General features: G+C 40.5%; 23 protein-coding genes. 22 read left to right on the plus strand and 1 reads right to left on the minus strand.

Going from position 1 to position 24,780, the window contains the following annotated elements:
• The first annotated feature begins 4 nt into the window (after window positions 1–4).
• From ACWQAU_RS13920 to ACWQAU_RS14020, 21 genes are all read left to right on the plus strand, one after another.
• Window positions 5–733, plus strand: a complete 729-nt coding sequence (locus ACWQAU_RS13920; RefSeq protein WP_011101299.1) for a CpsD/CapB family tyrosine-protein kinase — start codon at window positions 5–7, stop codon at window positions 731–733.
• Window positions 720–1,493, plus strand: coding sequence for a tyrosine-protein phosphatase (locus ACWQAU_RS13925; protein WP_027822000.1), 774 nt, complete (start codon window positions 720–722; stop codon window positions 1,491–1,493). Before ACWQAU_RS13920 ends, ACWQAU_RS13925 begins: the two co-directional genes overlap by 14 nt.
• A gap of 17 nt (window positions 1,494–1,510) precedes the next feature.
• The gene (locus ACWQAU_RS13930) at window positions 1,511–2,458 is read left to right on the plus strand and encodes an NAD-dependent epimerase/dehydratase family protein (protein ID WP_027821999.1); all 948 of its coding nucleotides are present in this window, start codon (window positions 1,511–1,513) and stop codon (window positions 2,456–2,458) included.
• Window positions 2,439–3,116 carry a sugar transferase gene (locus ACWQAU_RS13935; protein WP_003644164.1) on the plus strand — a complete coding sequence of 226 codons (678 nt, stop codon included), beginning with the start codon at window positions 2,439–2,441 and terminating at the stop codon, window positions 3,114–3,116. Before ACWQAU_RS13930 ends, ACWQAU_RS13935 begins: the two co-directional genes overlap by 20 nt.
• Window positions 3,113–3,946, plus strand: a complete 834-nt coding sequence (locus ACWQAU_RS13940; RefSeq protein ID WP_003644165.1) for a glycosyltransferase — start codon at window positions 3,113–3,115, stop codon at window positions 3,944–3,946. Before ACWQAU_RS13935 ends, ACWQAU_RS13940 begins: the two co-directional genes overlap by 4 nt.
• A 40-nt stretch (window positions 3,947–3,986) precedes the next feature.
• Window positions 3,987–4,925 (plus strand): GT-D fold domain-containing glycosyltransferase, encoded by a 939-nt coding sequence (locus ACWQAU_RS13945; protein WP_003644166.1) that lies wholly within the window; start codon window positions 3,987–3,989, stop codon window positions 4,923–4,925.
• A gap of 17 nt (window positions 4,926–4,942) precedes the next feature.
• Window positions 4,943–6,178, plus strand: coding sequence for a CDP-glycerol glycerophosphotransferase family protein (locus ACWQAU_RS13950; RefSeq protein WP_027821998.1), 1,236 nt, complete (start codon window positions 4,943–4,945; stop codon window positions 6,176–6,178).
• On the plus strand, window positions 6,175–7,173 hold the full coding sequence (locus tag ACWQAU_RS13955; protein WP_027821997.1) for a glycosyltransferase family 2 protein: 999 nt from the start codon (window positions 6,175–6,177) through the stop codon (window positions 7,171–7,173). Before ACWQAU_RS13950 ends, ACWQAU_RS13955 begins: the two co-directional genes overlap by 4 nt.
• A gap of 14 nt (window positions 7,174–7,187) precedes the next feature.
• The gene (locus ACWQAU_RS13960; RefSeq protein WP_027821996.1) at window positions 7,188–8,294 is read left to right on the plus strand and encodes an EpsG family protein; all 1,107 of its coding nucleotides are present in this window, start codon (window positions 7,188–7,190) and stop codon (window positions 8,292–8,294) included.
• Window positions 8,295–8,307: 13 nt separating this feature from the next.
• Entirely contained in the window at window positions 8,308–9,171 is an 864-nt protein-coding gene (locus tag ACWQAU_RS13965) for a glycosyltransferase (protein ID WP_079111777.1), read from the plus strand.
• Between the two features lie 13 nt (window positions 9,172–9,184).
• Window positions 9,185–10,690, plus strand: coding sequence for a lipopolysaccharide biosynthesis protein (locus ACWQAU_RS13970; RefSeq protein ID WP_065080320.1), 1,506 nt, complete (start codon window positions 9,185–9,187; stop codon window positions 10,688–10,690).
• Between the two features lie 22 nt (window positions 10,691–10,712).
• Window positions 10,713–10,901, plus strand: a complete 189-nt coding sequence (locus tag ACWQAU_RS13975) for a type II toxin-antitoxin system RelB/DinJ family antitoxin (RefSeq protein ID WP_228403024.1) — start codon at window positions 10,713–10,715, stop codon at window positions 10,899–10,901.
• Window positions 10,902–11,717: 816 nt separating this feature from the next.
• Window positions 11,718–12,626 (plus strand): glycosyltransferase family 2 protein, encoded by a 909-nt coding sequence (locus ACWQAU_RS13980; protein WP_024002495.1) that lies wholly within the window; start codon window positions 11,718–11,720, stop codon window positions 12,624–12,626.
• A 38-nt stretch (window positions 12,627–12,664) separates the two neighbouring features.
• Window positions 12,665–13,597 (plus strand): glycosyltransferase family 2 protein, encoded by a 933-nt coding sequence (locus ACWQAU_RS13985; RefSeq protein ID WP_027822095.1) that lies wholly within the window; start codon window positions 12,665–12,667, stop codon window positions 13,595–13,597.
• Between the two features lie 512 nt (window positions 13,598–14,109).
• Window positions 14,110–15,243 (plus strand): UDP-galactopyranose mutase, encoded by a 1,134-nt coding sequence (gene glf, locus ACWQAU_RS13990; RefSeq protein WP_003644178.1) that lies wholly within the window; start codon window positions 14,110–14,112, stop codon window positions 15,241–15,243.
• Between the two features lie 21 nt (window positions 15,244–15,264).
• The gene (locus ACWQAU_RS13995) at window positions 15,265–16,392 is read left to right on the plus strand and encodes a polysaccharide biosynthesis protein (protein ID WP_228403022.1); all 1,128 of its coding nucleotides are present in this window, start codon (window positions 15,265–15,267) and stop codon (window positions 16,390–16,392) included.
• Window positions 16,393–16,397: 5 nt separating this feature from the next.
• Window positions 16,398–17,021, plus strand: coding sequence for a YveK family protein (locus ACWQAU_RS14000; RefSeq protein ID WP_003643281.1), 624 nt, complete (start codon window positions 16,398–16,400; stop codon window positions 17,019–17,021).
• Window positions 17,008–18,228 (plus strand): hypothetical protein, encoded by a 1,221-nt coding sequence (locus ACWQAU_RS14005; RefSeq protein WP_003643282.1) that lies wholly within the window; start codon window positions 17,008–17,010, stop codon window positions 18,226–18,228. Before ACWQAU_RS14000 ends, ACWQAU_RS14005 begins: the two co-directional genes overlap by 14 nt.
• Window positions 18,225–19,334, plus strand: coding sequence for a polysaccharide biosynthesis protein (locus tag ACWQAU_RS14010; protein ID WP_003643283.1), 1,110 nt, complete (start codon window positions 18,225–18,227; stop codon window positions 19,332–19,334). Before ACWQAU_RS14005 ends, ACWQAU_RS14010 begins: the two co-directional genes overlap by 4 nt.
• Window positions 19,318–20,397: an acyltransferase family protein gene (locus ACWQAU_RS14015; RefSeq protein WP_003643284.1), complete on the plus strand. Its 1,080-nt coding sequence runs from the start codon at window positions 19,318–19,320 to the stop codon at window positions 20,395–20,397. The genes ACWQAU_RS14010 and ACWQAU_RS14015 overlap by 17 nt, the downstream gene beginning before the upstream one ends.
• Before the next feature lie 135 nt (window positions 20,398–20,532).
• Window positions 20,533–21,309 (plus strand): DUF4422 domain-containing protein, encoded by a 777-nt coding sequence (locus ACWQAU_RS14020; protein WP_027822093.1) that lies wholly within the window; start codon window positions 20,533–20,535, stop codon window positions 21,307–21,309.
• A 124-nt stretch (window positions 21,310–21,433) separates the two neighbouring features.
• On the opposite strand, the gene ACWQAU_RS14025 is transcribed toward ACWQAU_RS14020, so the two are convergent.
• Window positions 21,434–22,180 (minus strand): helix-turn-helix transcriptional regulator, encoded by a 747-nt coding sequence (locus ACWQAU_RS14025; RefSeq protein WP_027822092.1) that lies wholly within the window; start codon window positions 22,178–22,180, stop codon window positions 21,434–21,436.
• Window positions 22,181–22,486: 306 nt separating this feature from the next.
• Between ACWQAU_RS14025 and ACWQAU_RS14030 the strand changes: the two genes are divergently transcribed.
• The coding region (locus ACWQAU_RS14030; protein WP_463841233.1) for a lectin-like domain-containing protein at window positions 22,487–24,780 on the plus strand (2,294 nt) is incomplete at its 3' end.

The following is a 24,780-nucleotide window of genomic DNA, read 5'->3' on the forward strand; positions in this document are numbered from 1 at the left end:
TTAGATGTTTAAACGTAAAGAACAGAATATAACGACTACGGCCCCAATTAATCTCACGACGATTAATGAACCAATGTCGGTCATTACTGAGCAGATTAAAACAATTCGAACTAATATCAATTTTGCGGCTACTGACCATAAGCTACGAACTTTGATGGTGACTTCGGCCATGCTTGGCGAGGGTAAATCGACAGTAAGTGGTAACTTAGCAGTGGAGTATGCCAAGGAAGGCATGCAAGTCTTACTGGTCGATGCTGACTTGCGACGACCAACGATTCATAAGACATTTGGCCTTAAAAACCATAAGGGATTAAGTTCATGGTTAGCCAATCAGATGGACGATGTGAATGATGCAATTCATCCCGTCATTGGCAATCTATTTGTGATGACGAGTGGCCCGAAGCCACCTAACCCGGCCGAACTGTTGGGTAGTAACAAAATGACCGAGTTTTTAACTTCGGCAACACGTAAATTAGATTTGGTGATCGTTGATGCACCACCAATTTTGCCGGTGACTGACTCACAATTGCTTGCTAATAAAGTTGATGGCACGGTCTTAGTTGTTCGCCAAGGTGTAGCCCAAAAAGCAGCGGTTCGTGATGCTGTTAATTCATTAAAGAAATCACAAGCTAACATTTTGGGTACAGTGTTGAACGATGTTCGTGATAGCTCTCATCACGGATACTACGGCTATAACAGTGGCTACGGGTATTACAGTGATGAAGATAAATAATTTAGTTGACTTACATTGCCACATCTTACCAGCCATTGATGATGGTTCACCTTCCTTAGAAGCGTCATTGGAATTAGCACGACAGGCGGTTGCTGATGGAATTCGTTATATTTTAGCGACACCGCATCATATGGATCGTCACTATCTCAATCATGCCGGTGATGTGGTAGCGGCGGTTGAGGCATTTCAAGCAGAGCTAGATGTAAATGATATTCCGTTAACCATTTTTCCTGGTCAAGAGGTACATCTAAATGGTCAGTTGATGGAAAAAGTGGACGATTTGTTGGGTATAGATACCGGTAGACACTATTTATTGCTAGAACTTCCCCACGAGATGGTACCAAGTTACTTGGATGAGATGATTTTTCAATTGTCTTGTGAGGGGATTACCCCGGTCATTGCACACCCTGAACGGAATGCTCAAATTATTGCCGAACCGCAACGATTATACAAGTTGGCTGAGGATGGGGTCTTGGCACAGGTTACGGCCACGAGTTTAGTTGGTACTTTTGGGGAACAAGTGCAGCGAACTGCAAAAGAATTCGTTAAGTGTGGTTTGGTTCAAGTTGTCGCATCAGATGCACATACGCTGAAAAATCGGGGCTTTGCTATGACCAAGGCCTACGAAGTATTAAATGAAATGAATTCGAAATATCCTGAACGTTTTGCAACCAACGCTCGGGATTTGTTGAATGGTGAACAGATTGATATTGGCGGAATTGAAATACCACGAAAACAGCGAAAGCACTGGTTGTTCTAGAAGAAGGAGCGAGTTAAATGAAAGCATTGGTAACTGGAGGAGCAGGATTTATTGGTTCCCACCTTGTGGACCACTTGGTTGCAGAAGGATTGGACGTTGTCGTAGTTGATAACTTGTCCATGGGGGACCTACATAATGTTAAGCATCAGGATGAAGTCACCATTTATGTCGAAGATGTTCGCAACGAAAAATTCATGCAACAATTGTTACAGGAAGAACAACCTGATTATATTTACTTTTTAGCAGCTGTTGCTAGTGTTGCCGATTCGATTGAACGTCCAGCTGAAACCCATTCAGTGAATCAAACTGCAGTATTCAATATGTTGGAATATATTCGGAGAACTAATTTACCAATTAAGCAATTCTTGTTTACATCATCGGCTGCTGTTTATGGTAACTTGCCAGAACTGCCTAAAAAAGAGGATTCGCGCGTTGACCCGTTGTCACCGTATGCGATTGATAAGTATGCGACGGAACGTTTTGTCTTGGCGTATGGGGAGTTATATAATTTGCCAACGGTCTGCGTTAGATTTTTCAATGTGTATGGCCCGGGTCAAAATCCTAGTTCACCGTACTCAGGTGTTTTGTCGATTTTAACGGATTGTTTGCAAAATAATAAGCCTTTTACATTATACGGTGATGGTAGCCAGACACGTGACTTCGTTTATGTTGAAGATGTGATTCAGGCGCTTTGGCTGATTACCAAGAGTAAAACGGCACATGAGGTGTTCAATATTGCGAACGGTAATGAAACCAGTCTAAATTCCATTATTGAGACATACGAAAAGGTAGCAGGAATTTCATTAAAAGTAAAAATGATGCCAGGCCGTGATGGGGAAGTAAAACGTTCGGTAGCTAATATCGGTAAGTTAGTTAAATTAGGTTATACAACAAAATGGTCATTAGAATCAGGATTAAACAAATATTGGGAAGGGGCACAACAAAGTGAAACAAGTCGAAATTAATGAAACGGTCAAAGTTGGTCGTGTTCAACCCCAGACAAACTACCACTTTCCAATGATGATTGGAAAACCAGTTTCCGGTTGGAAATTGGTTGTGAAACGAGTTTTTGATTTGATTGTTGGGTTAATTGGTACAGTCTTGAGTTCACCGATTGTTTTGGTGTTTGCTATTTTTGTGAAGCTGACATCTAAGGGCCCAGCCTTTTATAAGCAAGAACGAGTTGGGCTGATGGGAAAGAGCTTTAATGTGATTAAATTACGCTCTATGTACCAAGATGCTGAAGCACGAACAGGTGCAGTATGGGCGCAAAAAAATGATCCACGAATCACCCCCGTCGGTCGGTTTATGCGAAAGACTCGGGTGGATGAATTACCACAATTTTGGAACGTATTGAAAGGTGATATGAGTTTAGTAGGACCGCGTCCCGAACGCCCTGTGTTGACGGAAGAGTTTAGTCAGCAGTTTCCAGATTTTCCTAAACGGTTACGAATAATCCCTGGAATCACAGGGTATGCGCAGATTAATGGTGGCTATGATATTACGCCAGATGCTAAGTGCAAATTGGACAATTATTATATTGAACATTTTTCAGTTTGGTTCGATATTAAAATGTTATTTGGCACCGTTAAAATTGTATTTACTGGGGATGGTGCACGTTGAAGTATGCAAATGTTTCGGTTTTGATGTCTGTTTACTTTAAAGAGAATCCTCAATTTCTTAGTGAGGCAATGGAAAGTATTATTCAACAGACCAAAGTGCCCCGGCAATTTGTTATTGTGTGTGATGGATACTTACCAAATACTTTGGAAGAAGTATTGAAACGGTTCTTCGAGAAATACAAGACTTTATTGGAAATTACGTTAGTAAGAGTGAAGCATAGAAAAAATCTGGGAGTCGCACTCAACTATGGATTGGCTCAATGTAAGTACCCACTTATTGCAAGAATGGATAGTGACGATCATGCTCTACCTGATCGTATTGCTTTGCAAGAGAATTTTTTTGCTGGACATCCAGAATCTATGGTATTGGGAGGAACAATCCAGGAGTATGTTGAAACATGGGAAACTCCAGTTAGTTACCGGAAGGTCCCAATTGAAGCAAGTAAAATATTTGAGTTTTCACGTAAACGGAATCCGTTGAATCATATGACAGTCATGTTTAAGCGAGATTTTATTAATAACGTCATGCATGGGTATCATGATGTGCCTGGTTATGAAGATTATGAATTATGGCTTCGAGTGCTGAACAGAGATGCAATGGCGATTAGTAACTTACCACAAGTACTTGTGGCGGCAAGAGTTTCAGGTTTACAAAGTCGACGTGGTGGATTCAAGTATGTACTACAAAACATTCGTGCGAGAAGTCTTTTTTTTGATGAAGGATTGATTTCTTTAAAAGACTTAATCGTTTCAATTGTGGGAGGTACAGTGGTTGGGTTATGCCCTGAAGCTGTACGCAAAGTTGTTTATAAGAAAGTTCTGCGTGGATGAGTGCAGGTTGCTTATTTTGTAACGAGGATAATAATAAAGAATGAAAAAGTTACTGATCTTTTTAAAAAAAAATACAATTACACAATTTATACTAATGTTTGTGAGAAGCATTTATTTTTTGCCTTATAAATTATATGTTCGAAAACTGGGTCTAAAGATTATTTCTCCAGAGGAATCTGTTCAAATGATTATTTCTGAAAAGCTTTCTGTAGCTAGATTTGGGGATGGTGAATTTAATTTAGCATTTCAGCATCGCGGAATTGGTTTTCAGGAGTATAGCAAAGAGCTGGAGAAACAACTTTTAGATGTTATGAGGGATTCAAAAAAGACGGCAGTGACAGTTGCGTTGCCACATGGTTATTGTGATACAAGTGAAGACAGATTTAAAACCAAGGTGTTCTGGTGGTCATATGTTGTTCGAAATAAGCACAATATAATTAGCTTCAAAAATAGTGTTGGGAAAAAAGAGGTTCTAGATGCTAGCTTTACTCGTGTTATCACCGAGTTAAAGAATAAGAATAAAATAAATCGAATAATTGAGAAAATTAAAATGATTTGGAATGCAAAATCTGTTCTGATTGTTGAAGGTAGTGGTACTCAGTTTGGAATCGGTAATGATTTATTGGCAAATGCAGCGCACGTCTCGCGCATAATTGCGCCTGCAGAAGATGCATACAAAAAAGTAAATCAAATTCGTAAAGAGATTAGAAATTTTATTAATTCGCAACAATCCCTTGAGGATGTTGTTGTGTTAATTGCTCTTGGACCAACTGCGACTGTCTTAGCTTATGAATTTGGTGAAATTGTTCAAACTATTGATATCGGTCATTTTGATTTACAGTATGAATATTTAGTGAATGGCTCATACGACAGGATTAAACTCAATAATCGATATGATAATGAGATGATTAATGGTGCTAGCTTTTTGCCGAGCCAGAACAAAAAATATCAATCTGAAATTATTGCGTTGATAAATTGATTGAGGGGAAAGAGAGTATGAATCGAATCAAGGCGGCAGTGATTTATCATGTTAAAAGAAATATTAAACTAAAAGACTTTATTAAACGAGTGTTAATTATTTTGCAGTTTCCGATAGTATTAACGGCATTTATTTATTCAAAGTTTTCCAAGAAATATCAAGATGTATGGCTTATTGGTGAAACCGGTACTGATGCAAAAGATAACGGGCAAGCTTTTTTTTCTTATCTAATCTATAATCATCCGGAAATTAATACGGTATACTACATTTCTGGTGAAACTGCGGCGGCAGCTAATATACATCATATAGGAAAAAGCGTAATTACGAGTTCATTTCAGCATAAGGTTGCATTTATGTCTGCGAAATACATACTCTCAACACATGATGGGTATTCAATCCCCTTTGTGGGAGCAAATTGGCATGATTTCAAGGCTATATATGGGTGGTTGGCACCTAAATTACAATTTGTGTTTTTAAGCCATGGTGTAAGTAAGGATGATGAATCTGGTAATGCAAATTATCAACGAACAAGATTTGACTACTTTGTAACTTCTACTGAGGATGAGTATGAGGAGTTTTCAAGCAGTCGATATGGCTATCCAAGTGGTAATGTGATCAAGACTGGGCTTTCACGATATGATGTACTGTTAGAAAATCCTAACAAAATTACTCAAAAGCGGAATATTGTATTTATGCCTACCTGGAGATATTATCTGGCAGATGTAGATGATGATAAATTTATTGAGTCAAAGTATTTCAAGGAAATTTATTCTTTACTGCACGATTCGGACTTGAATAGTCTTATCTCGGATAATCAAATGCGGTTTTACTTTTTTCCGCCTCATCATGAAATACAAAAACGAATAAAGTTATTTGACTTAGATGAAACCAAAATAATACCAATTGATACAGAAGCATCTGTTTTCTCCGACATAGTTTTGGCAAGTGCGATGATGATTACAGATTTTTCGAGTGTTATTTTTGATTTTGCATTCTTATATAAGCGTACTGCTTATTTTCAGTTCGATTTAGAAGAATATCGTAAAGGACAATATAAGCAAGGCTATTTTCATTATGATAAAGACGGTTTTGGACCAATTTGTACCAATAAGGTCGAGCTGATTGATGAAATTGGAAATGCTATTTCAAATAACTTTGAAATCGAAAAAAAATATGCCAATCGAATTGATCATACTTTTGCTTGGCGGGACGGAAAAAATTGTGAAAGGCTATTTAATATACTAGTAAAATGACAGAAAATAAGATTTCCTTTGCAGTAATAGTAGTAACATATGGTAGTTTTGACCGTTTAGCAGGTTTAAAAAAAACAATTAGTTCTGCATTTGATGCGGGGGCCGTTAAGGTCTACTTAATTGATAATGGTTGTGATTACGATTTGAAGGCTGAAATTAGTCAATTATTTGATGGTAGAGTTGAATATCAGCGCTATGCGAAAAATCAAGGCTCACTTAAGGGATTCAAAAGCGGCATAATGTTAGCTTTGAATGATGAATTCTTACAACCAGACGATTATATTCTGATTTTGGATGACGATGTAATGTTGGACAATCATTTCTTGCCAAGTTTTTGTGAAATCAAAAAGTCTTTAATAGATGTTAATAAGTATGTTTGGTCTCTGTACAGGGTTGGACGAGACAAAACTGTGGATGCACGCTCTGATCGGAACAAAAATTATTATTTAAACAATGTAGCGGGTTTTTCTGCTTTTAGAAGATTTTCGCGAGTATATACGAATAGGTCCGATGAGTTTGGAAGGCCCTTTTTTATTCCGTGGGCTGGAACGTTTATCAAAAAATCAGTTTTGGCTAAGGTTAAATTACCAAAATCACAGTACTTCGTATATGAAGATGACACAGAATTCTCATTGAATATTAGAGATGCACACTATGAGATATTGCGAAGTTATAATTTGAAATTGAATGAGAGCTCGCAGTCTTGGTTTGAAAATGATGGGAATCAAGAATCAGGATACAAGCTTTTTTATGAAAAAAAAACCAATCCAGGCAGATTTTTATATAAAGTTCGGAATAGCGTATATCTTGGGAAAAATCGACTTATTACTAATAGAACTATTTTTTACATGAACATAGTTATTTTTCTCTTGTCTGGATACATTCGATATGGCGTGTTCAGAAAGAGAAGCCTGAGTAGACTGAAAATGCTGTGTGTAGCGGTTCATGATGGATTAGCAGGGAAGCTTGGAGAAAATGCTGACTGGAAATTATAAAGGGAGTTGATTAGGTGCTATTTGGGTTCACAATATTTATTTGTTTTTTGAGTAGTGTTTTCTTCAGTAAGACTAAATTCATTGGCTTGATTGCTTTGATAGTATTTGCTTTTCTTGCGGGAAATGCCAACCCATCAACTACTTTGGATTATCAGGTATACTTAAATCACTATAATTTATTAGGGTGGGAAGCATCACCTTTTGAGAAAGGTTATACTGATTTATCTTTGCTTTTTTCACGGTTGGGTTATACTTATGCTCAATTCAGACTATTCTTCGCCATATTAGCGTTTTTGATTTTATTTGTTGGAATCTGTCTGTTTACAAATAAAGTTGCACTTTTTTCAGGGGTGTATGGTATTACAGTATTCTTTAATGATGCAACACAGATAAGAAATCTAATGATGATTTCTTTGGTTGTGTTGGGGGCTGGCCTTTTGTCAAAAAGAAGATCGCTCTATAAGGTAATGGGAATATTTGTTATATTATTGTCTACCCAATTTCATGATTTAGGATTTGTGTTTGCTCTTATCATCATTCCGTTGAGTTTTTGTAATATTATTGTCCTACAACGGATTTATAAATACGCTGTATTAGTTTTGTATGTTCTAGGATTTGTGTTTACTATCTCTAGTCATATATCGATTGTGCAGTTATTGGCAACATTTTTAATGAAGTTTTCTTCAAGAAGTAATTCTGCTGAAAATGTGATTACTAATTTTGGTAGGGGCAATAGTTATAGTACAACTATTATGATGTGGATTACTTTATTATTGGTTTCGATTCTTTTTACAGAATTGACTCGTATCTGCATGCGAGCAGATGTTGACCAACAAAAAGTTAAGTTGCTGTATGTTGGAAGTGCTATTTCTATGATAGTAGTCTTTTTTATTGTATTAGCTCCAGATTACTCCCGTATTTCAAGAAATGCATTTCTTTTTGTCATAATACTATTGTGTGTAACTTTAGAGCAAAAAAGAGTTATATCTTTGACTAAAAAAAACATGGTAAGACTGGTGCTATTGTTAAGTGTACTCACATTGACGACGTATATAAATACAAAAATTTGGGGAGCTCCTTATGCCGAATCGCTGCCGTATTTGGCACAATTAAAAAAATAATGGTGATTATATAATGAAAATATGTAGTGTAATCGTAACCTTCAATCCTAATACTACCCAATTTAAGCAAGTTCTAGATGCAGTGACAGGTCAGGTTGAGAGCATTAAGGTAGTTGATAATGGTTCCTCTAATATTATTGATATACGGCGTTTAACGAAGAACTATAATAATGTGACCGTCGAAATGTTGAACGATAACTTTGGTATTGCAGAGGCTCAGAATATTGGGGTTCGAGGATTTGAGTTTTTGTCCTACGATTGGGTACTGACGCTAGATCAGGACACAATAATACCTTTCAATTATGTGGAACAGTTAAAAAAGGAATGTATAGGTTTGAAGGACGCTGGTATCATTACGGGTGCATACATGGATATTAAATGGAACGCAACGGAAGTTTGTACGATACGTTCTAAACGAACACCTAGAGTTCAACGCGTAACCGAAGAGATTTCTTCTGGAAATTTAGTTCTCGTACAGGCATGGCAGGAAGTTGGCGGTTTTGATGAACGATTATTCATTGACTATGTTGATTTTGATTTTGACTACAAATTAGCAGAGCACGGTTATTCGGTTTATCGAATAAATGATGTTGAGTTCTCGCATGAAATCGGCGCGCCAGTGACAAAAGGATTTTTATCGAAGCTATTATTGTTAAATGAACATGAGGTTTTTGATCATTCTGCTTTTCGAATTTTTTATATATTCCGTAATAGATTGATTGTGCGAAGAAGGCATCCTCAATCTGGTTCACCAGTTAAAATGTTGATTCGTGAAATCTTAAATTTACGTGAAATATTAATTATGCGAAAGCCACGCTTTGCAAAGCTCAGAGCTGCGCTTCGTGGCATTCTTAGGGGAGTATTGGAAAGTAAATGAGGAGGTACTTTGGGTGCAAGAAAACAAGACACGTATACATGCAAGTAAAAAGAATGCACTTTATGGCGTGATTTTTCAATTTTTAACATTAGCCATGTCATTTGTTGTCAGAAGTATCTTCATTAAGCATCTAGGAAATGAATTTTTAGGACTAGATAGTCTTTTTAAAAATATCCTTAGTCTGATGTCATTTACTGAACTTGGCATTGGCGTAGCAATATCTTCTTCATTATATGAACCTTTGGCTAAAAACGATATTGAATTAATTAAATCGTTAATTCACTTGTTAAAGAAAGTTTATCATTGGATCATCATCCTTATTATTACGGTTGGTCTGATAATGACTGTCATACTCCCTAATTTGATTAATGGACAGATGCCTGCAGGTGCAAGAATTGCATTCATATTGTATTTTTTGAATTCAGCTGCAACTTATATGCTGGTGGTAAACAGGACTTTGTTAATTGCAGATCAAAGGGGTTATATCAATTCCATCAATCAATTTGTGTTTTTGATTGTTCAACAGCTTATACAAATTATTTTACTAATAGCTGGGTTAAATTATATTGTATATTTGCTAATCCAATTAATTGCAACGATTTCATCAAATCTCTCTCTTAGTATACGTAGCAAAAAACTTTATCCATACCTTATTAGTAACTCGGTTTCAAGATTACCACAAGAAACAATTCAAAAACTAAAAGAAAATGTAATTGGCATGGTCTCTGCTAAGTTTGGTGGGATAGTGTTGAATAGCACTGACAACTTGGTTTTATCCATGTTTGTAAATTTAGCGACAGTTGGTAATTACACTAACTATACAACGGTGATTAATGGGATAACGACACTGGTCAACACTGCAATTAGTGCTGTAACTGCTTCAATTGGTAATTTGGGGACTGAACGCAATTATGCAAAAGAAGCACGAACATTTTTCCAACTTTATTGGGGAAATGCTATTTTGTTGATGAACCTTTCTTTTGGTTCCTATTTCTTTTTCGATGATTTTATTAAGTTGTGGGTTGGAGCTCAATATCAGCTATCTGAATTAACAACGGTCGCCATAATATTCTTGTTTTTTCAAAATCAGTTGCGACAAATTGCAATTTCTTTTCAGATTGCTCACTCGTTATTCTGGGAGCAGAGGTATAAGTCTTTGTTTGAAGCGGCTACAAATTTGGCGTTTTCAATCATATTTGTCAAAGTGTTTCATTTATCGATTCTTGGAGTTGTTATGGGAACGATTGCTAGTAATTTGTTGATTAACATCTGGTGGGAACCATTGATTGTATTCAAGTCAGGATTTCATGGTAAGATGCGCGACTATTGGGTAGCTTTTTTGGGAGTAAATACCATCTTTGTTATTGGATTAATACTGATTCATTTTATCAAATTGATTTTTTCTAATTTTGTTGCACTATGTGGGTACTATATTATTTTTACTGTGGTTTTCAATATAATTATGATAATCGTAGTTCCAGATTTTAAATTATTAATCAAGAAGTTAGTTAGAAGATAATATTGTTCTGGGAGGTATGGACATGACAGATAATGATAAAACGATGTTTGCAATGCGTATTAATAAAGCGGAGAAGGAGCAGCTCAGATCGCTATATAGTGACATGGGACTTGATTTATCTACAGCAGTAAATCTGGTTTTTAAGCAAAGTTTGGTGGAGAATGGGTTGCCTTTTCAACCATCGCGTAAAGTAAGTGATCACGATTATTAATGAATATAATCTGAAGCTTATATATAAGAAAGTCTGAAATGTTCTGCATCATAATGGTTTGTAGTTGTGGTGCAGAATATTTTAGACTCTTTTTTATAATTAAAGGATGAAAGTATCGAAACTGACTGCACCCGTCGATATCTTTGAGGTATGGTCTTCTTAATCAGGCTATTTAATTCAAAGTTATATCGTCAATCACCTAATGCAAGCTTATTAGTATTCTTATATTGTAATAATAGTCAGAATAACATAGAGTAAAACTATCTGATAGACTCATCGTTGCTTTGAATTTGAGGTTGACAAAGTATCACATACCCATCTACTTTAAGAGGTACAGTCTGGCGATATAAATGCGGTTTCATACCACAGTGAGGAATAGACTGTAATTGGGTACTCTTTATTTTGTGACCTGGGGAACGAAAACACTAATTTTTGCTAGCGTCATTTTGGCGGACTGTCCCGTGTTCTAGCGTACAATTGATGGAACTAGGATTGCATAGAAAATCGAAAAGAATTAAGAAAGTGTCGCATCACAAAATTAGCTTCGGTAACTAATTTTGTGATGTGTTTTTAAATTACTCTGAAATCAAGGCATGTTTTTGATAACTATATAGTTAATGATAGGCATCTTTCCAAACTAACCTCTAAATACGTTTAATCCCCTCAAAAATCAGGTTTAAATATTTTATCCTAACCACCACGTCTAGCTATAATCAAACTAGACTAGTATAATGAAAAATTACTTGAAACGGCTAGTCAGTTTAACTGACTAATTCGGATTAGTTTTAAGTGATCATAACAATTTGGGGGAAGCTTATGACAAAAATTGCGTGTGTGATTGTGACCTTTAATCGTAAAGCGCTACTTGCGGAGGCTATTGAGAGTGTCTTGACGCAGCCGGAAGCGCCAGAATATGTCTTCGTCATCGATAACGCATCGACGGATGGGACGGAGGCGTTTATTCAGCAACAATTTGACTTTGATGATCAACACTTGGTTTACGTTCGTTGTCAGCAAAATCTTGGTGGTTCCGCTGGTTTTGCAACTGGAATCCGGCTAGCATTGCAGACTGACTGTGATTGGATCTCGATTTCTGATGATGATGCGATTTTTCAGACCGACTACTTTGCGGCGATGCGGCGAGCGATTGTGACTCAGCCGCAACAAGGCGTATTTTCAGGATCAGTGTTATTACCAAATGGACACCATGATGCGATGCATCGTGAAATGATTACCAATTCGCAAACACTGACGGTTAAGCCCATAGCCGAAGCCGACTATGCGCAGGACTTTAAGTATGATATTTTTTCGTTTGTGGGTATCTTAATGAGTCGCGGCATTGTTGAACGAATTGGGTTACCTGAACAGGATTACTTTATTCGGTTTGATGACTTTGAATATGCGCTCCGGGCTCGCAAGTATGGTCAGTTTCTAAATGTCCACGACGCGTTGGTCCTACACAAAACGACGTATACTCGTACTGCTATAGCGCCGTGGAAGGAATATTACGTGATGCGTAATCGGCTGGCATCATTATTCAAACACCGTGGGCAAACTCGGGTTACCCGCTGGTATGCCCGTCGCTTTTTAGCGCGCAAATTATTCGCCATCTTGCTTTTTCGGGATAGATGGGGCCAAGCGGGGCCACTGATAAAAGCGTATGTTCATGGTTACCGTGATGGTTGGCATGACCGGCTTGGGCGCAATCAAGATTATTTACCATAAAGAACAGAACGTTAGGCTAAGACAAGGAGTGGACAAAAATGCAATATGGGGCGATTGTGGTAACTTTCAACCGCAAACAATTACTAATCGAATCAATTACGGCACTACTGAATCAGACGGTCCCACCCGCGAAAATTATTATTATTGATAATCATTCGACGGATGGGACAAAAGCTGAATTACAAACAGCTGATATTTTGGCTAATCCAAGTGTTGATTACCGGTATTTGACCAAAAATATCGGTGGTGCTGGGGGCTTTGCTCGGGGGATGCAGATTGCGGCGGCGGATCCGAACTTGGATTGGGTTTCAATGTCCGATGATGATGCAATTTTTGAGCCAGACTACTTTGAAAAACTAATTGCTTATCAGCAAGATCATCCAAATCGCCAAATCTTGACGGGGAGTGTGTATATTGAGGATGGCCGTTTGCAAGCGGATCAGCGGAACCGGTTCACCAATTGGAGTACCTTTCAAGCGCAGGCGGTCCCTGAACGTGAATATCGCGGTAATTTTGAGTTTGACCAGTACACTTTCTGCGGTGTTTTCATGAGTGTGACCGTGATCAAGCAAGTGGGAGTGGCGGACGCTGGCTACTTTATTTGGTGGGATGACTGTGAGTACGCGGTACGGACGGCCAAGCTAAGTCGACCGGTTAATGTGAGTGCAGCTAAATTAATTCACAAGACGGCTTTACCGTCCCTGGACTTCAAGTCTAAATTCGTACCCGATTGGCGACTCTATTACGGGCAGCGTAATCGCTTGATTACGATCAAGCGGTGGCGTGCAAACTCATTGGTCAGTCTCGGATGGTTGCTTGGATTCTACGCCCGATTGGCCATTAAACTCTGTGGACCGTTTTATCGTGGCTATCGCAAAATGGTTATCAGAGTTTACTTGGAGGCGTTACGTGATGCGAGTCGCGAGCGTGAGGGCTTGAATCCCAACTTCATGCCGGGACAGAAGTTTTAGTGTGGGCCTGATCGTGAGCTGTCTGATGACATGGGAACCGTATACAGGCGAAACCAGTGATTATTGCAATTTAAGGTCAGATTATTAAACCAGGCCGACTCAATTTTGGACATCAGCTTCATCATTATTAACAACGAATTAAAAGCTAGTTGTGCTGAGAAAAAACTTCTTGGCACAACTAGTTTTGTGTTTTGGTGACATTTTAGACGGAAAAGCAAAATTTAATTTTTAGATTTATTTTGTAATTCGAATGGATAATTTTACTGTTTTTACAGCAACGTTTATTGGCCTTTTGACCAGTGACCACCAGAAAGCATTCAGATGATTGCTTGTATTTAGTCGCAATGGTTGAAACCGGTAATCATAATATTATTTGTTATTTAGATAGTAAACTTAATTTAGCAAGCCCCAATATTTGATTAAAACCCATTATATCCGTATATTGAGCGATTGTTTATCACGTAATGTTTGTTATAATTCACCAAGAACAAGTTAATTTTGGGGGAATTCACATGAACGAACAATACGATTATTTGGTAGTTGGTGCGGGACTATTTGGTGCCGTCTTTGCTCATGAAGCAGCCTTACGCGGTAAACGGGTCAAAGTGATTGAAAAGCGCGACCACATTGCTGGTAATATCTACACTAAGGAAGTGGCGGGGATTCAAGTCCACCAATACGGGGCTCATATCTTCCACACTTCGGATCGTGAAATTTGGGATTACGTTAATCAATTTGCGGAATTTAACCGTTATACGAATAGCCCAGTCGCTAATTACAAGGGTCACATGTACAACTTGCCGTTCAACATGAATACGTTCAGTGAACTCTGGGGCGTTCGGACACCGGCAGAAGCAGCCGCTAAGATTGCGGAACAACGCGCGGCGGCGAATCTCGGTGATCACCAACCACGCAACTTGGAGGAACAAGCAATTGCGTTGATTGGGACCGATATTTACGAAAAGCTGATCAAGGGTTATACGGAAAAGCAGTGGGGACAAAAGGCTACGGATTTACCAGCGTTCATTATTCGGCGGTTACCGGTACGCTACACTTACGATAACAATTACTTTAACGATACTTATCAAGGTATTCCCATCGGTGGTTATACGCAGATTGTTGAGAAGATGTTAGCTCATCCTGAAATTACCGTGGAAACGAACACCGACTTCTTTGCGCATAAGGCTGAGTATCTTGCCCAATACCCGAAAGTCGTCTTTACCGGGATGATTGACCAATTCTTTGACTATCAGTTAGGGGAATTAGCCTACCGTTCACTACGTTTTGAGACTGAAACCGTGCCCGTGGATAATTATCAAGGTAATGCCGTAGTCAATTACACTGATGCTGAGACGCCGTATACCCGTGTTATCGAACACAAACACTTTGAGTTCGGTAAGGGCGATGCGGATCAAACTGTAATTACACGTGAATTTCCAGCGAACTGGCAGCGGGGTGACGAGCCGTATTATCCGGTCAATAATCAAACCAACAATACGCTCTACAAACAGTATGCGAAGCTCGCCGCGGCTGAACCCCAAGTCATCTTTGGTGGTCGACTAGGCCAGTATCGCTACTATGACATGCACCAAGTGATTCACGCGGCCTTAGTGACAGTCGCGTCGGAATTTGCAACGACCAAATAAAAGAATGTGTGATGATTGAAGATGAGAAAACGGCTAGCAATTGTGTGGGGGAGCCTAGCATTGCTCGCACTATTATTGGGATATGCTTGCTACGCCCTGAGTATTCAGCGCGGTCAAGACACGGTCACGCGGATTTATCAAACTGATCAAAATGGGACGCCGATTATTTCACCCGGACCAATTACCTTAGTAGGTAAGGTCAATCACCGCAATTTATTTCAATCTGGCATTAATGGCTATGTCTTAACGAATCGCGATCCATTGTCGACTTTGTTGCCGCGCCGTAATCAAACAGTGCATCTAAAGTATCGTTCTGCACAGACGACGGTGGAGCTACGCAAGACGCTACGTCAAGCACGGTATTTACAGGCCGGTACTCAGAATACCGCCACGCCGGTCTTTCAAAATCGACAGCATCGAGGTGATGCGACAACGTACGGTCGTATCAGTACCAGCCAAGACGGCCGGATATGGACGAAACTACCCATTAGTTATCCGCATGTGCAATTGTCACGGCCGAGTGTCTGGTACGCGAATGGCCGCTTGACGTTGATAGATGGGAAAGACCGTTACTGGACGACTAATTTTAAAGATTGGCAACATCAACGGTTGAACTTTAACGGGGCTGATTTTAAGCAAGGTCGGGTTCAGGCCGTCTTTCCAGGTACGACTCGTTCAGCGGTTGTTGTGGTTCGCGGCATTGATCGCCAAAGCAGTCGCGCCAAACTCTATTATGGACAGCTCACGAAGACTGGACGGGTCAAAGCTTGGCACGCGTTACAACTAGGAAAGCTCCCAGCGCGCCAAGTTGCTGGAATGAGCTTGATTGATCAACACTTATACCTGTTTCGTCAGCGCGGTACGCAGTTGGCCATTTATCGTGCCAATCGGTTGACGCGTCCGGTCAGGTTGGTTGGTCGCGTTAAGCTAAATCATGCGCAGTCACAACGAGTGACCGCGGTGAATTTGATACCGACCACCAAGCATCGCTACCGGTTAATATTTGACTTGACGACAGCTGAAAAAGTTCAGAAACAGCCACGTTATCGGTTACTTGATCGGCGATTTAAAGCAGTGGGGCAGCAGCATCTATTGGTCACTGATTATCTCTGGAGCCAATTTCAAATTAGTCTACGTGGGAGTGAGTGAGGCACATGAAGGTACAGCCAAAGGAACGCTTTAGTCTAGCGTGGCGGTGGTTGCCGCTCGAATTGCTGATCATTATGCTAAGCGTCGGCCTTGGATGGGCGGGCAATCGATGGCTACCTAAGCCGGTGTATCAAGCATCTGTTGATATTCAGATTGCGCAAACGCCGCGTTCAGGGCTGTCAACAGCCCGTCTAAAACGTCAGCGACGCCAGGATATCAAAGCTATCACGCAGTTCAACGTGATGCCACACCAGAGTGCAGTGCTGACTCGAGCCAGCACTTATGCCTATGCGCATTATGGCATTTGGCAACCGATTCAGGAACTGAGTGAGTCGGTCCAAGCGGCACCAGTTGCGCGGCGACCGGTCTTGCGAGTGACAGCAACGAGTAGTTCACGGCAAGTGGCCCAGCAGAATGTTCAGGCGTTCAATGTGGCGATTAAAGCTAATCTGACGGGCTTAAAAAATTATCGAGTGAAGACAGTTAAACGTACCGTAACGCGTGAGACGAACGTGATTCGCGGGGCGCTTTGGAAGTTAATATTAGTTGTTGGGGGCGGCTTGGCGTTGCTGAGTCCGTACCTCGTGAAATATGGTCAGGGTTGGGGGCGGCACGATGATGAGACGTAGGGGAGCAAGTATGCAGCAGCACCGTAATGTGCTCTATCTGATTATCTTCGGAATCTACTTAGCCTCAGTCACACTACAGACGACGACCTTTAACGAGATGATACCGCATCGAGTGGGCGTTTTGATTGAATTAGCGACTTTGGCCGCATTACTGGGCCTCGTGGTTTGCTTAGATACCTTGACCCCCGGCCAAATTATTGGAGAAGTCAGTTTACTTGTACTGGTGACTGTCGTGACACTCACATCGGGTGCGCATTATTTGATGCCGACAATCATGTTGGTGATTGCAGCCCGGGAAGTTTCGTTTCGGCAGATCATTCAAGTTTATCTGGGCGTCGTGGGGACGATTCTCTTGTTAGCGCTAGTTGCTGCGGAAGTCGGACTGATTAAAAATATTACGTTTGCAACTGCCGATGGGTTACGTCAGTCGTTTGGTGTCGTGTATACCACTGATTTTGCGGCCCATATTTTCTATCTGTGTGCGGCGTATTTGTATTTATTGGCCCGTCGTTTTCGATTAGTAGCGCTATTACCCGTGTTGTTTGGCCTGGCAATGATTTACCAGTTTACGAAAACGATGACGGATGTGATTGCTTTACTCGTTTTGATCAGCTTGTACTTGGTCTATATCTATCGCCGTCAGCTTCGGTGGCTTCGGCCGATGATTCGGTATAGCTTTTTGATGTTACCACTTGCTAGTGGGCTAATTATTGGGTTGTCGAATATTTTTAATTATCAAGACCGGTTGCTGGTAGCGCTCAATAATACCTTGTCCACGCGACTCGCGCTAGGGAATAACGCGTTATTAGCATATGGCGTTAAATTATTCGGCCAAGCCCCGATTCCAATTAATGGTTGGGGCGGCGATCGGTTTGAAACGTTTACCAATGGTGTTGGTGATGCAACGTATTTCTTCATTGACTCGTCATTCTTAAATATGTTGATTTCATACGGATTACTATTAACGCTGATTATAATTATCGGTATGACCTGGTTTTTGTATCAACGTACGCGGCAACACGATTATTTGTTGCCGGTAATCTTTGTGGCCATTGCCATCAGTAGTATGTTTGATCAGCACTTCTTAGAAGTAACGTATAACGTCTTTATTCTGATGTTATTCGCTGATTTACCAAATTATCAAACGGCAGTCGGCCCCGCATTTGACCAACCTGTCGTTATTCGAAGGGGGGCGTCGTGCCGATGAATCATCAACAGGCTTATCGGGTCCAGCGGTTGATCCTGATCATCGCCCTGATGTTAATTCTATTCGGTGATACCGGGATGAACGCGGTATTTAGTTTTAGCCACCAACCACAAAGTATCTGGTTCTATCCGCAGCTCGTCATTGCATTAATAACGGCAGCGGGCCCCAACTTATTGTTGATGGCCCTGGGCGCCTATCAATTGCGGCGCACGGCATTGACCGTGCCACAGTTGATTCGCCGAGTCTTATGGATAATAGGCGGAATTACCTTATTCTCACTGGCCTTCTATCTTGAAGACTTGGTGACCCAAGGCAGTTTAAATAGTTTTAACATTGCCGGCTTTTTAACCGCGTTAGCCCAAGCGCCCGTGGGCTTTTATGACATTTTGTATGAGCTGTTGGGCTTCTTTGTCACCTTGCCGTTGTTAAGGGTGATTGCACACCATGCGAGTGTTGCGATTCAGCAATACCTATTTTGGGCGGAGCTCGTATTTATTGGCATGGTACCAATCTTGGCCTATTTCACTGGTTTGACGACGATCAGTGTTAATTCGCCGCTCGCGATTACGGCCGGTTGCTTTTTTGCATTGATGGGGTATTGGTTGAGCCAAACGGAGGTGTTACACCGGATTACGCGAGAACATCTCTTAGTGGCGTGGCTGCTGACATGTGGGTGCTATGCCGTGATGGTGTCGGTCACGATGTATCAAGTGAATCTGGAAAAGAATTTTGACCTTATCAGCAGCCAGCCATTTGCCCAAACCTTTCAGGCAATTCCATGTTTGACGCTGTGGGTGACGATTGCCACCTGGATGATGAACCGGCCACGGTCCAAAGCAGTACGCCGGCATAACTTTGTTCAAACGGGTTATGGTGATATGCTGGTGGCCGGTCTACTGATTACACCATTTATGGTCATTAATCGGTTGCTGACACCAATTATTGGTGCGTGGTGGTCTGGTTGGCTCTGGAGTATCGCGGTGCTGATCGTTAGCGTTGAACTAGTATGGTTATTACGACATGTCCGCTGGTTGCAACGGTTATTACCAGATTTATTTGGTGGCTCCCAGTTAATAGGAGGCTCTGTTAATGCGCAAAAGAATTGAGTGGATCGATATTGCAAAGGGAATCGCAATTTTAGCGGTCGTGATTGGTCATACCTTGGGCCCCTATAACGGGCAATTCTTCGGTAGTTTGATCTTCGCCTTTCACATGCCGATTTTCTTCATGTTGAGCGGTTATTTGTATCGCTCACGCCCGGCACGACAAGAATGTCAGCGTGGCATCATTAACCTATTACTACCGTATCTCGCAACGGCAGTTGTGCTCTTAGTCGTAAGTGCGATAGCCCGATTATTACCGAATCCGCTCCTTAATGCGTATTTTCCAAGCTGGCGACAAGGACTAATTGCCACGGCATACGGGGCCGGTTCGGCAGTGTTCAATCCGTGGCACTGGCAAGTTCAACCGATTGGGGCCGTGTGGTTCTTGCTCAGTATGTTTATTGCGCTGCAACTGTTCAATGGTGTGATGCTACTAACGGCCCGACGTCATCAGCGCTGGCGTCAGGCCATTGTACGGGGCGGGGTGTTCGCTATTTTCGCAATCTTAGGTGGTTGGCTCGGTCATGCCGCTTATTTACCGTGGGCCGTTAACGCCGCGTTGTTAGCACAGCTCTTTTTATATGCTGGTTACCTCGTTAAACAAACAGCCCTGCTAAGTCGGATATCATCAGCTTGGTATTTATTATTCACGTTCATGTGGTTAGTGAGTGCTTTTCAGGGTTATTTTGCGTTGACAGTTCCAACATCGCCTAATCTGTTGATTAGCGTCATGGGGGGCGTTGCTGGCAGTTTGTGTATCATTCGCGTCAGTGACTGGCTTAGTCATTATCCGAATGCGCGGCCGATTAAGTGGTTAAAACGCTACGGTCAGTTATCGCTAGTGGTTCTGTGTTTTCATTTGATCGATCTAAACGTGATTGGCATTGAAGGATGGTTGACGAATCATTTGATTACCCATATGGGACCACTCGTGACGACGATCATCGCAATCAGTTACCGAATTGGCTTCGTGACGGTTGCCATGCTGGCAATTCCGCATCTTCCGGGAATTCGAGCTTGTTTTTTACCTCGGCAGTATCTATTTCGCCGGCTACAACGTCGTTAAATTACTGTGTATAATCCGGCAAATACCGAGATAATTAATTGACCTAACAGTCACGTGCAAATACTTGCATTATTAAATGATGGAAAATTTATCATGATTTGAGGCACAAATTTCATACCAGAGGGGGACTGGCAAATGAAAGTACAAATTTATGTAGCGGCTCATAAGCCGTATCAAATGCCACAGGATCCAACTTACCGACCTATTTTTGTTGGTGCTGCGATCCATGGAGGTGCACCACAAAATTATCAACCTGATGACGTCGGTGATAACATTTCGGCAAGCAACCCGAACTTTAACGAGCTAACAGCGATGTACTGGATTTGGAAGAACTGTCATGCGGATGTTAAGGGCTTGAATCAATATCGACGCTACTTGTCTGAAGCACCCAAACGCAAATTAGCCGGTATTTTATCAATGACCGAAATTGAAAGTTTATTGCAGCAATATGATGTCATCGTACCAAAAAAGCGCCATTATTATATTGAATCGAATTATTCACATTACGTTCACGCACATCATCGAGAACCACTGGACATGATGCGAACGGTTATTAGTGAACGTCATGCTGCCTACTTAGATGATTTTGATCAGTTGATGCATCGAACGTCGGCGCACATGTTTAACATGATGATTATGTCGGGTCCTAAGTTTGACGACTATGCCAAATGGGTCTTTGATATTCTGTTTGCTGTGCGTGACCGGATCGATATTGCGGATTACGATGTCCAAGAAGCTCGCGTTTTCGGGTACTTATCTGAGTTCCTATTGGACGTGTGGATCAACCATAACCAACTTAAGTACGTGGAAGTCCCGGTAATGTACATGGAAAAGCAACAGTTACCGGCGAAAGCGTATAATCTGTTGAAACGTAAGTTCTTCCCACAAGCTGCTAAGCGGACCCATTTTTAACGTTTGACATTTCAATTTAATGCAGACAAATTGAAGTGTTGAGTAGGTGATCCTGGTGTACCATGAACATCAAGTAACGTGTATCGATAACCACCAGTACGCGTTTAATAGTGACCAGGTCATATTAATAGGACTGACTTGTTAACGACAGATAGTTTAGTTCGCGATACTTGAGTGGTGACAAACCTACAGCCTTTTTGAATGTTTTTGAGAACGTAGGGGTGTCATAAAAGTGCAATAAAGATGCGATTTTACCGACAGATAGCTGACGTTGTAGTAACAAACGCTTGGCTTCTGATAATTTAATATGCTGAATATACGCATTAATTGAAAATCCTAGTTCTTTTTTGAACAGTTTTTGGGTGTAATCATTGTTCAAGTTTAAAGTATGCAGAACTCCATGACTGTTAGTAAGTTCTTGTGGATGGGCACTGATGTAATAAGCCGTTAAAGCCACTTGTTTTGATAGATTCTGGTAAGAAACATGAAAGTCGAAGTTGTCTAATAAATTGAAATAAGTAGTAATGATATCATTGCTTAATGGCCAAAATGTCGATGATGTACAAGGTGATTTTTTAATAAAATTAAAGAAATATAATCGCAATTTTAGGAAGTCATTTAGGTTGAGATTGTGGGTATAACTAGCTGCTGTTAAGCTACCAATTAAGCCCAGTAGAAGTTGATTAAGTATTTCTGCATCGATCCAATTTATAGGATGAACTTCCTTGAATTTATTGATGCGACTAATTGCGTGATCGAAATCACGTATTTTAAAAAAGTGTATCAGATCATGTTCCAATAATGAAAAATTTAAAATGAATTCTTGCTCGGATGATGAGATACGCAAGGGAGTAAAGCGTGCAATGTTCATAATTAGAGACCTTCCATCATAATTATTAAATTTGATATTTTGCAATACAAATCATTCATGGACAACACAAAAATTATTAAATGTAATTTATTTTGTAGTAGAAAGATGTTACCATTATGATTAATTAAGGCAACAAGGTAACTTTAGCATGCTTTTGTAAAAAATCGTGCTATATATTCTGCGTTATCAAATAGGTAATGCTATACTTATCGTGAATTTAACTGAGAAACTTTAATTATAATGTCCCATTTTACACCTATCCTTTCGCATGATTTTTTACAAAATCGTGCGAAAGGATAGATTTTTATGTTAAAAAAGGATAATTTTGGAGAGCATAAAACACACTATAAGCTTTATAAATGTGGAAAAAACTGGGCTATTATGGGGATTACGTTGGTTTCATTGGGGGTAGGTACTGTTACTATGACACGGGCCGCCGCAGCAGATTCCGAAGTGACGAACGATTCAGCATCTCAACATGTGACGAGCATCTCTACTGATGCGTCTAAAAATCAGCATACGTCTAGTAATGTGATTCTTACAAATGATGATAAAAGTGTTAGTGCATCAATTAATCAAGACGCTAGCGCGAGTGTTGTCAATAAGGCGGTCAGCGCAACTAGCCAAGAAAATAGTAGCGTTCAAAATACTAGTCAGGCAACCAGTACAAGCAATCAAGAAGCTAACAGTGCCAAGAGTATTAATCAAGCGACCCGTACAAGCAATCAAGAATCCAGTAGTACGAAAAATACTAGTCAGACAACCAGTACAAGCAATCAAGAAGCTAACAGTGCCAAGAGTATTAATCAAGCGACCCGTACAAGCAATCAAGAATCCAGCAGTGCGAAAAATACTAGTCAGACAACCAGTACAAGTAGTCGGAAGATTAATAGCACTAAAAGCCAAGCCCAATCATTAACAACTACGACTACGGGCAAAGCGGTTCGTGCTACCTCGACTAGTGTTAAAAAGTACTCCACCAAGACAAAAGTGTCATATAGCACATTGTTACAGCAGCTTCGTACAAGTAAAGCGTTGATCTCTGATGAAGCGGCCTTGACTCATGTAGACAAGGACAATTTCCTAAAGTATTTTAGTTTGAACGGATCTGCAACATATGATGCCAAGACGGGAATTGTAACTATTACGCCCAATCAAAATAATCAAGTTGGTAATTTTTCATTAACCAGTAAGATTGATATGAATAAAAGCTTTACATTAACTGGTCAGGTAAATCTGGGGTCTAACCCGAATGGTGCGGATGGAATTGGGTTTGCTTTTCACAGTGGCAATACAACTGACGTGGGAAATGCTGGTGGTAATTTAGGTATTGGTGGATTGCAAGACGCTATCGGGTTCAAGCTAGACACATGGTTTAATAGCTACCAAGCACCATCATCAGATAAAAATGGGAGTGAAATCTCATCAACAAATTCTAATGGCTTTGGTTGGAATGGTGACTCAGCCAACGCACCATATGGCACCTTTGTCAAGACGAGTAACCAAGAAATTTCGACTGCGAATGGTTCTAAGGTACAGCGATGGTGGGCTCAAGATACAGGAGAGTCGCAGGCGTTAAGTAAAGCGGATATTGATGGTAACTTTCATGATTTTGTAGTTAACTATGATGGTGCTACAAGAACGTTAACCGTTAGTTATACGCAAGCTAGTGGTAAAGTATTAACTTGGAAGACGACTGTTGCCAGTTCTTATCAAGCAATGGCCATGGTTGTCAGTGCATCAACTGGTGCAGCTAAAAATTTACAACAATTTAAGTTGACTAGCTTCGATTTTCAAGAAGCAGCGACTGTGAATGTAAAATATGTTGATACTACTGGACATCAGCTAGCTCAAGGAACAGCTAATTATCCAGATGGAGCGTATGTCAATGGTCGGTACACCACTAAACAATTAATAATTCCCAATTATAGATTTATTAAGATGGATGATGGCTCAGTTACCGGCACAAAAAGTTTAGATGCCAATGGAACCTTAATCCAATCGGGTGACAATGGTACTGTTATCTATGTATATGTGCCTGAATATATGGCTATTGTCAAGACAGTTAACGAAACTATTAATTATGTTGATGAAAATGGTCATGCGTTGACCACTAGCTACACCGCCAATCCCATCCATATATTGACCGTGACGAATCCGGTGGATGGAACGACGACAACCTACTATTCAACAATTACAACATCGATAGAACTAGATGCGACAACTGGTAGACCAGTCGATTCTGGATGGGTATTGGGTAATAGTCAAGATTTCGATGCAGTTACAAATCCACAAATCAAGGGCTATACAGTAACAAGTACTGATGCGCCTAATTCAGATTTGCAGCATGTGTCAGCGCAGACGGTTACTGGTGATTCTGGTGACCTTGAATTTACCGTCGTGTACACCAAGAATGTCCCAATCGTGACAACGGAAAGTAAAACGGTCAATGAGACTATTCATTATGTTTATACGGATGGAACTACAGCCCACGATGACTATGTGGCCCAGCCCATCACGTTTACACGGACTATATTTACAGATGCTGTCACGGGTGAAAAGACATATGGGGGTTGGTCGGCAGCGCAACAATTTGCGGC

The sequence above is a fragment of the Lactiplantibacillus sp. 3062 genome (assembly GCF_055413545.1).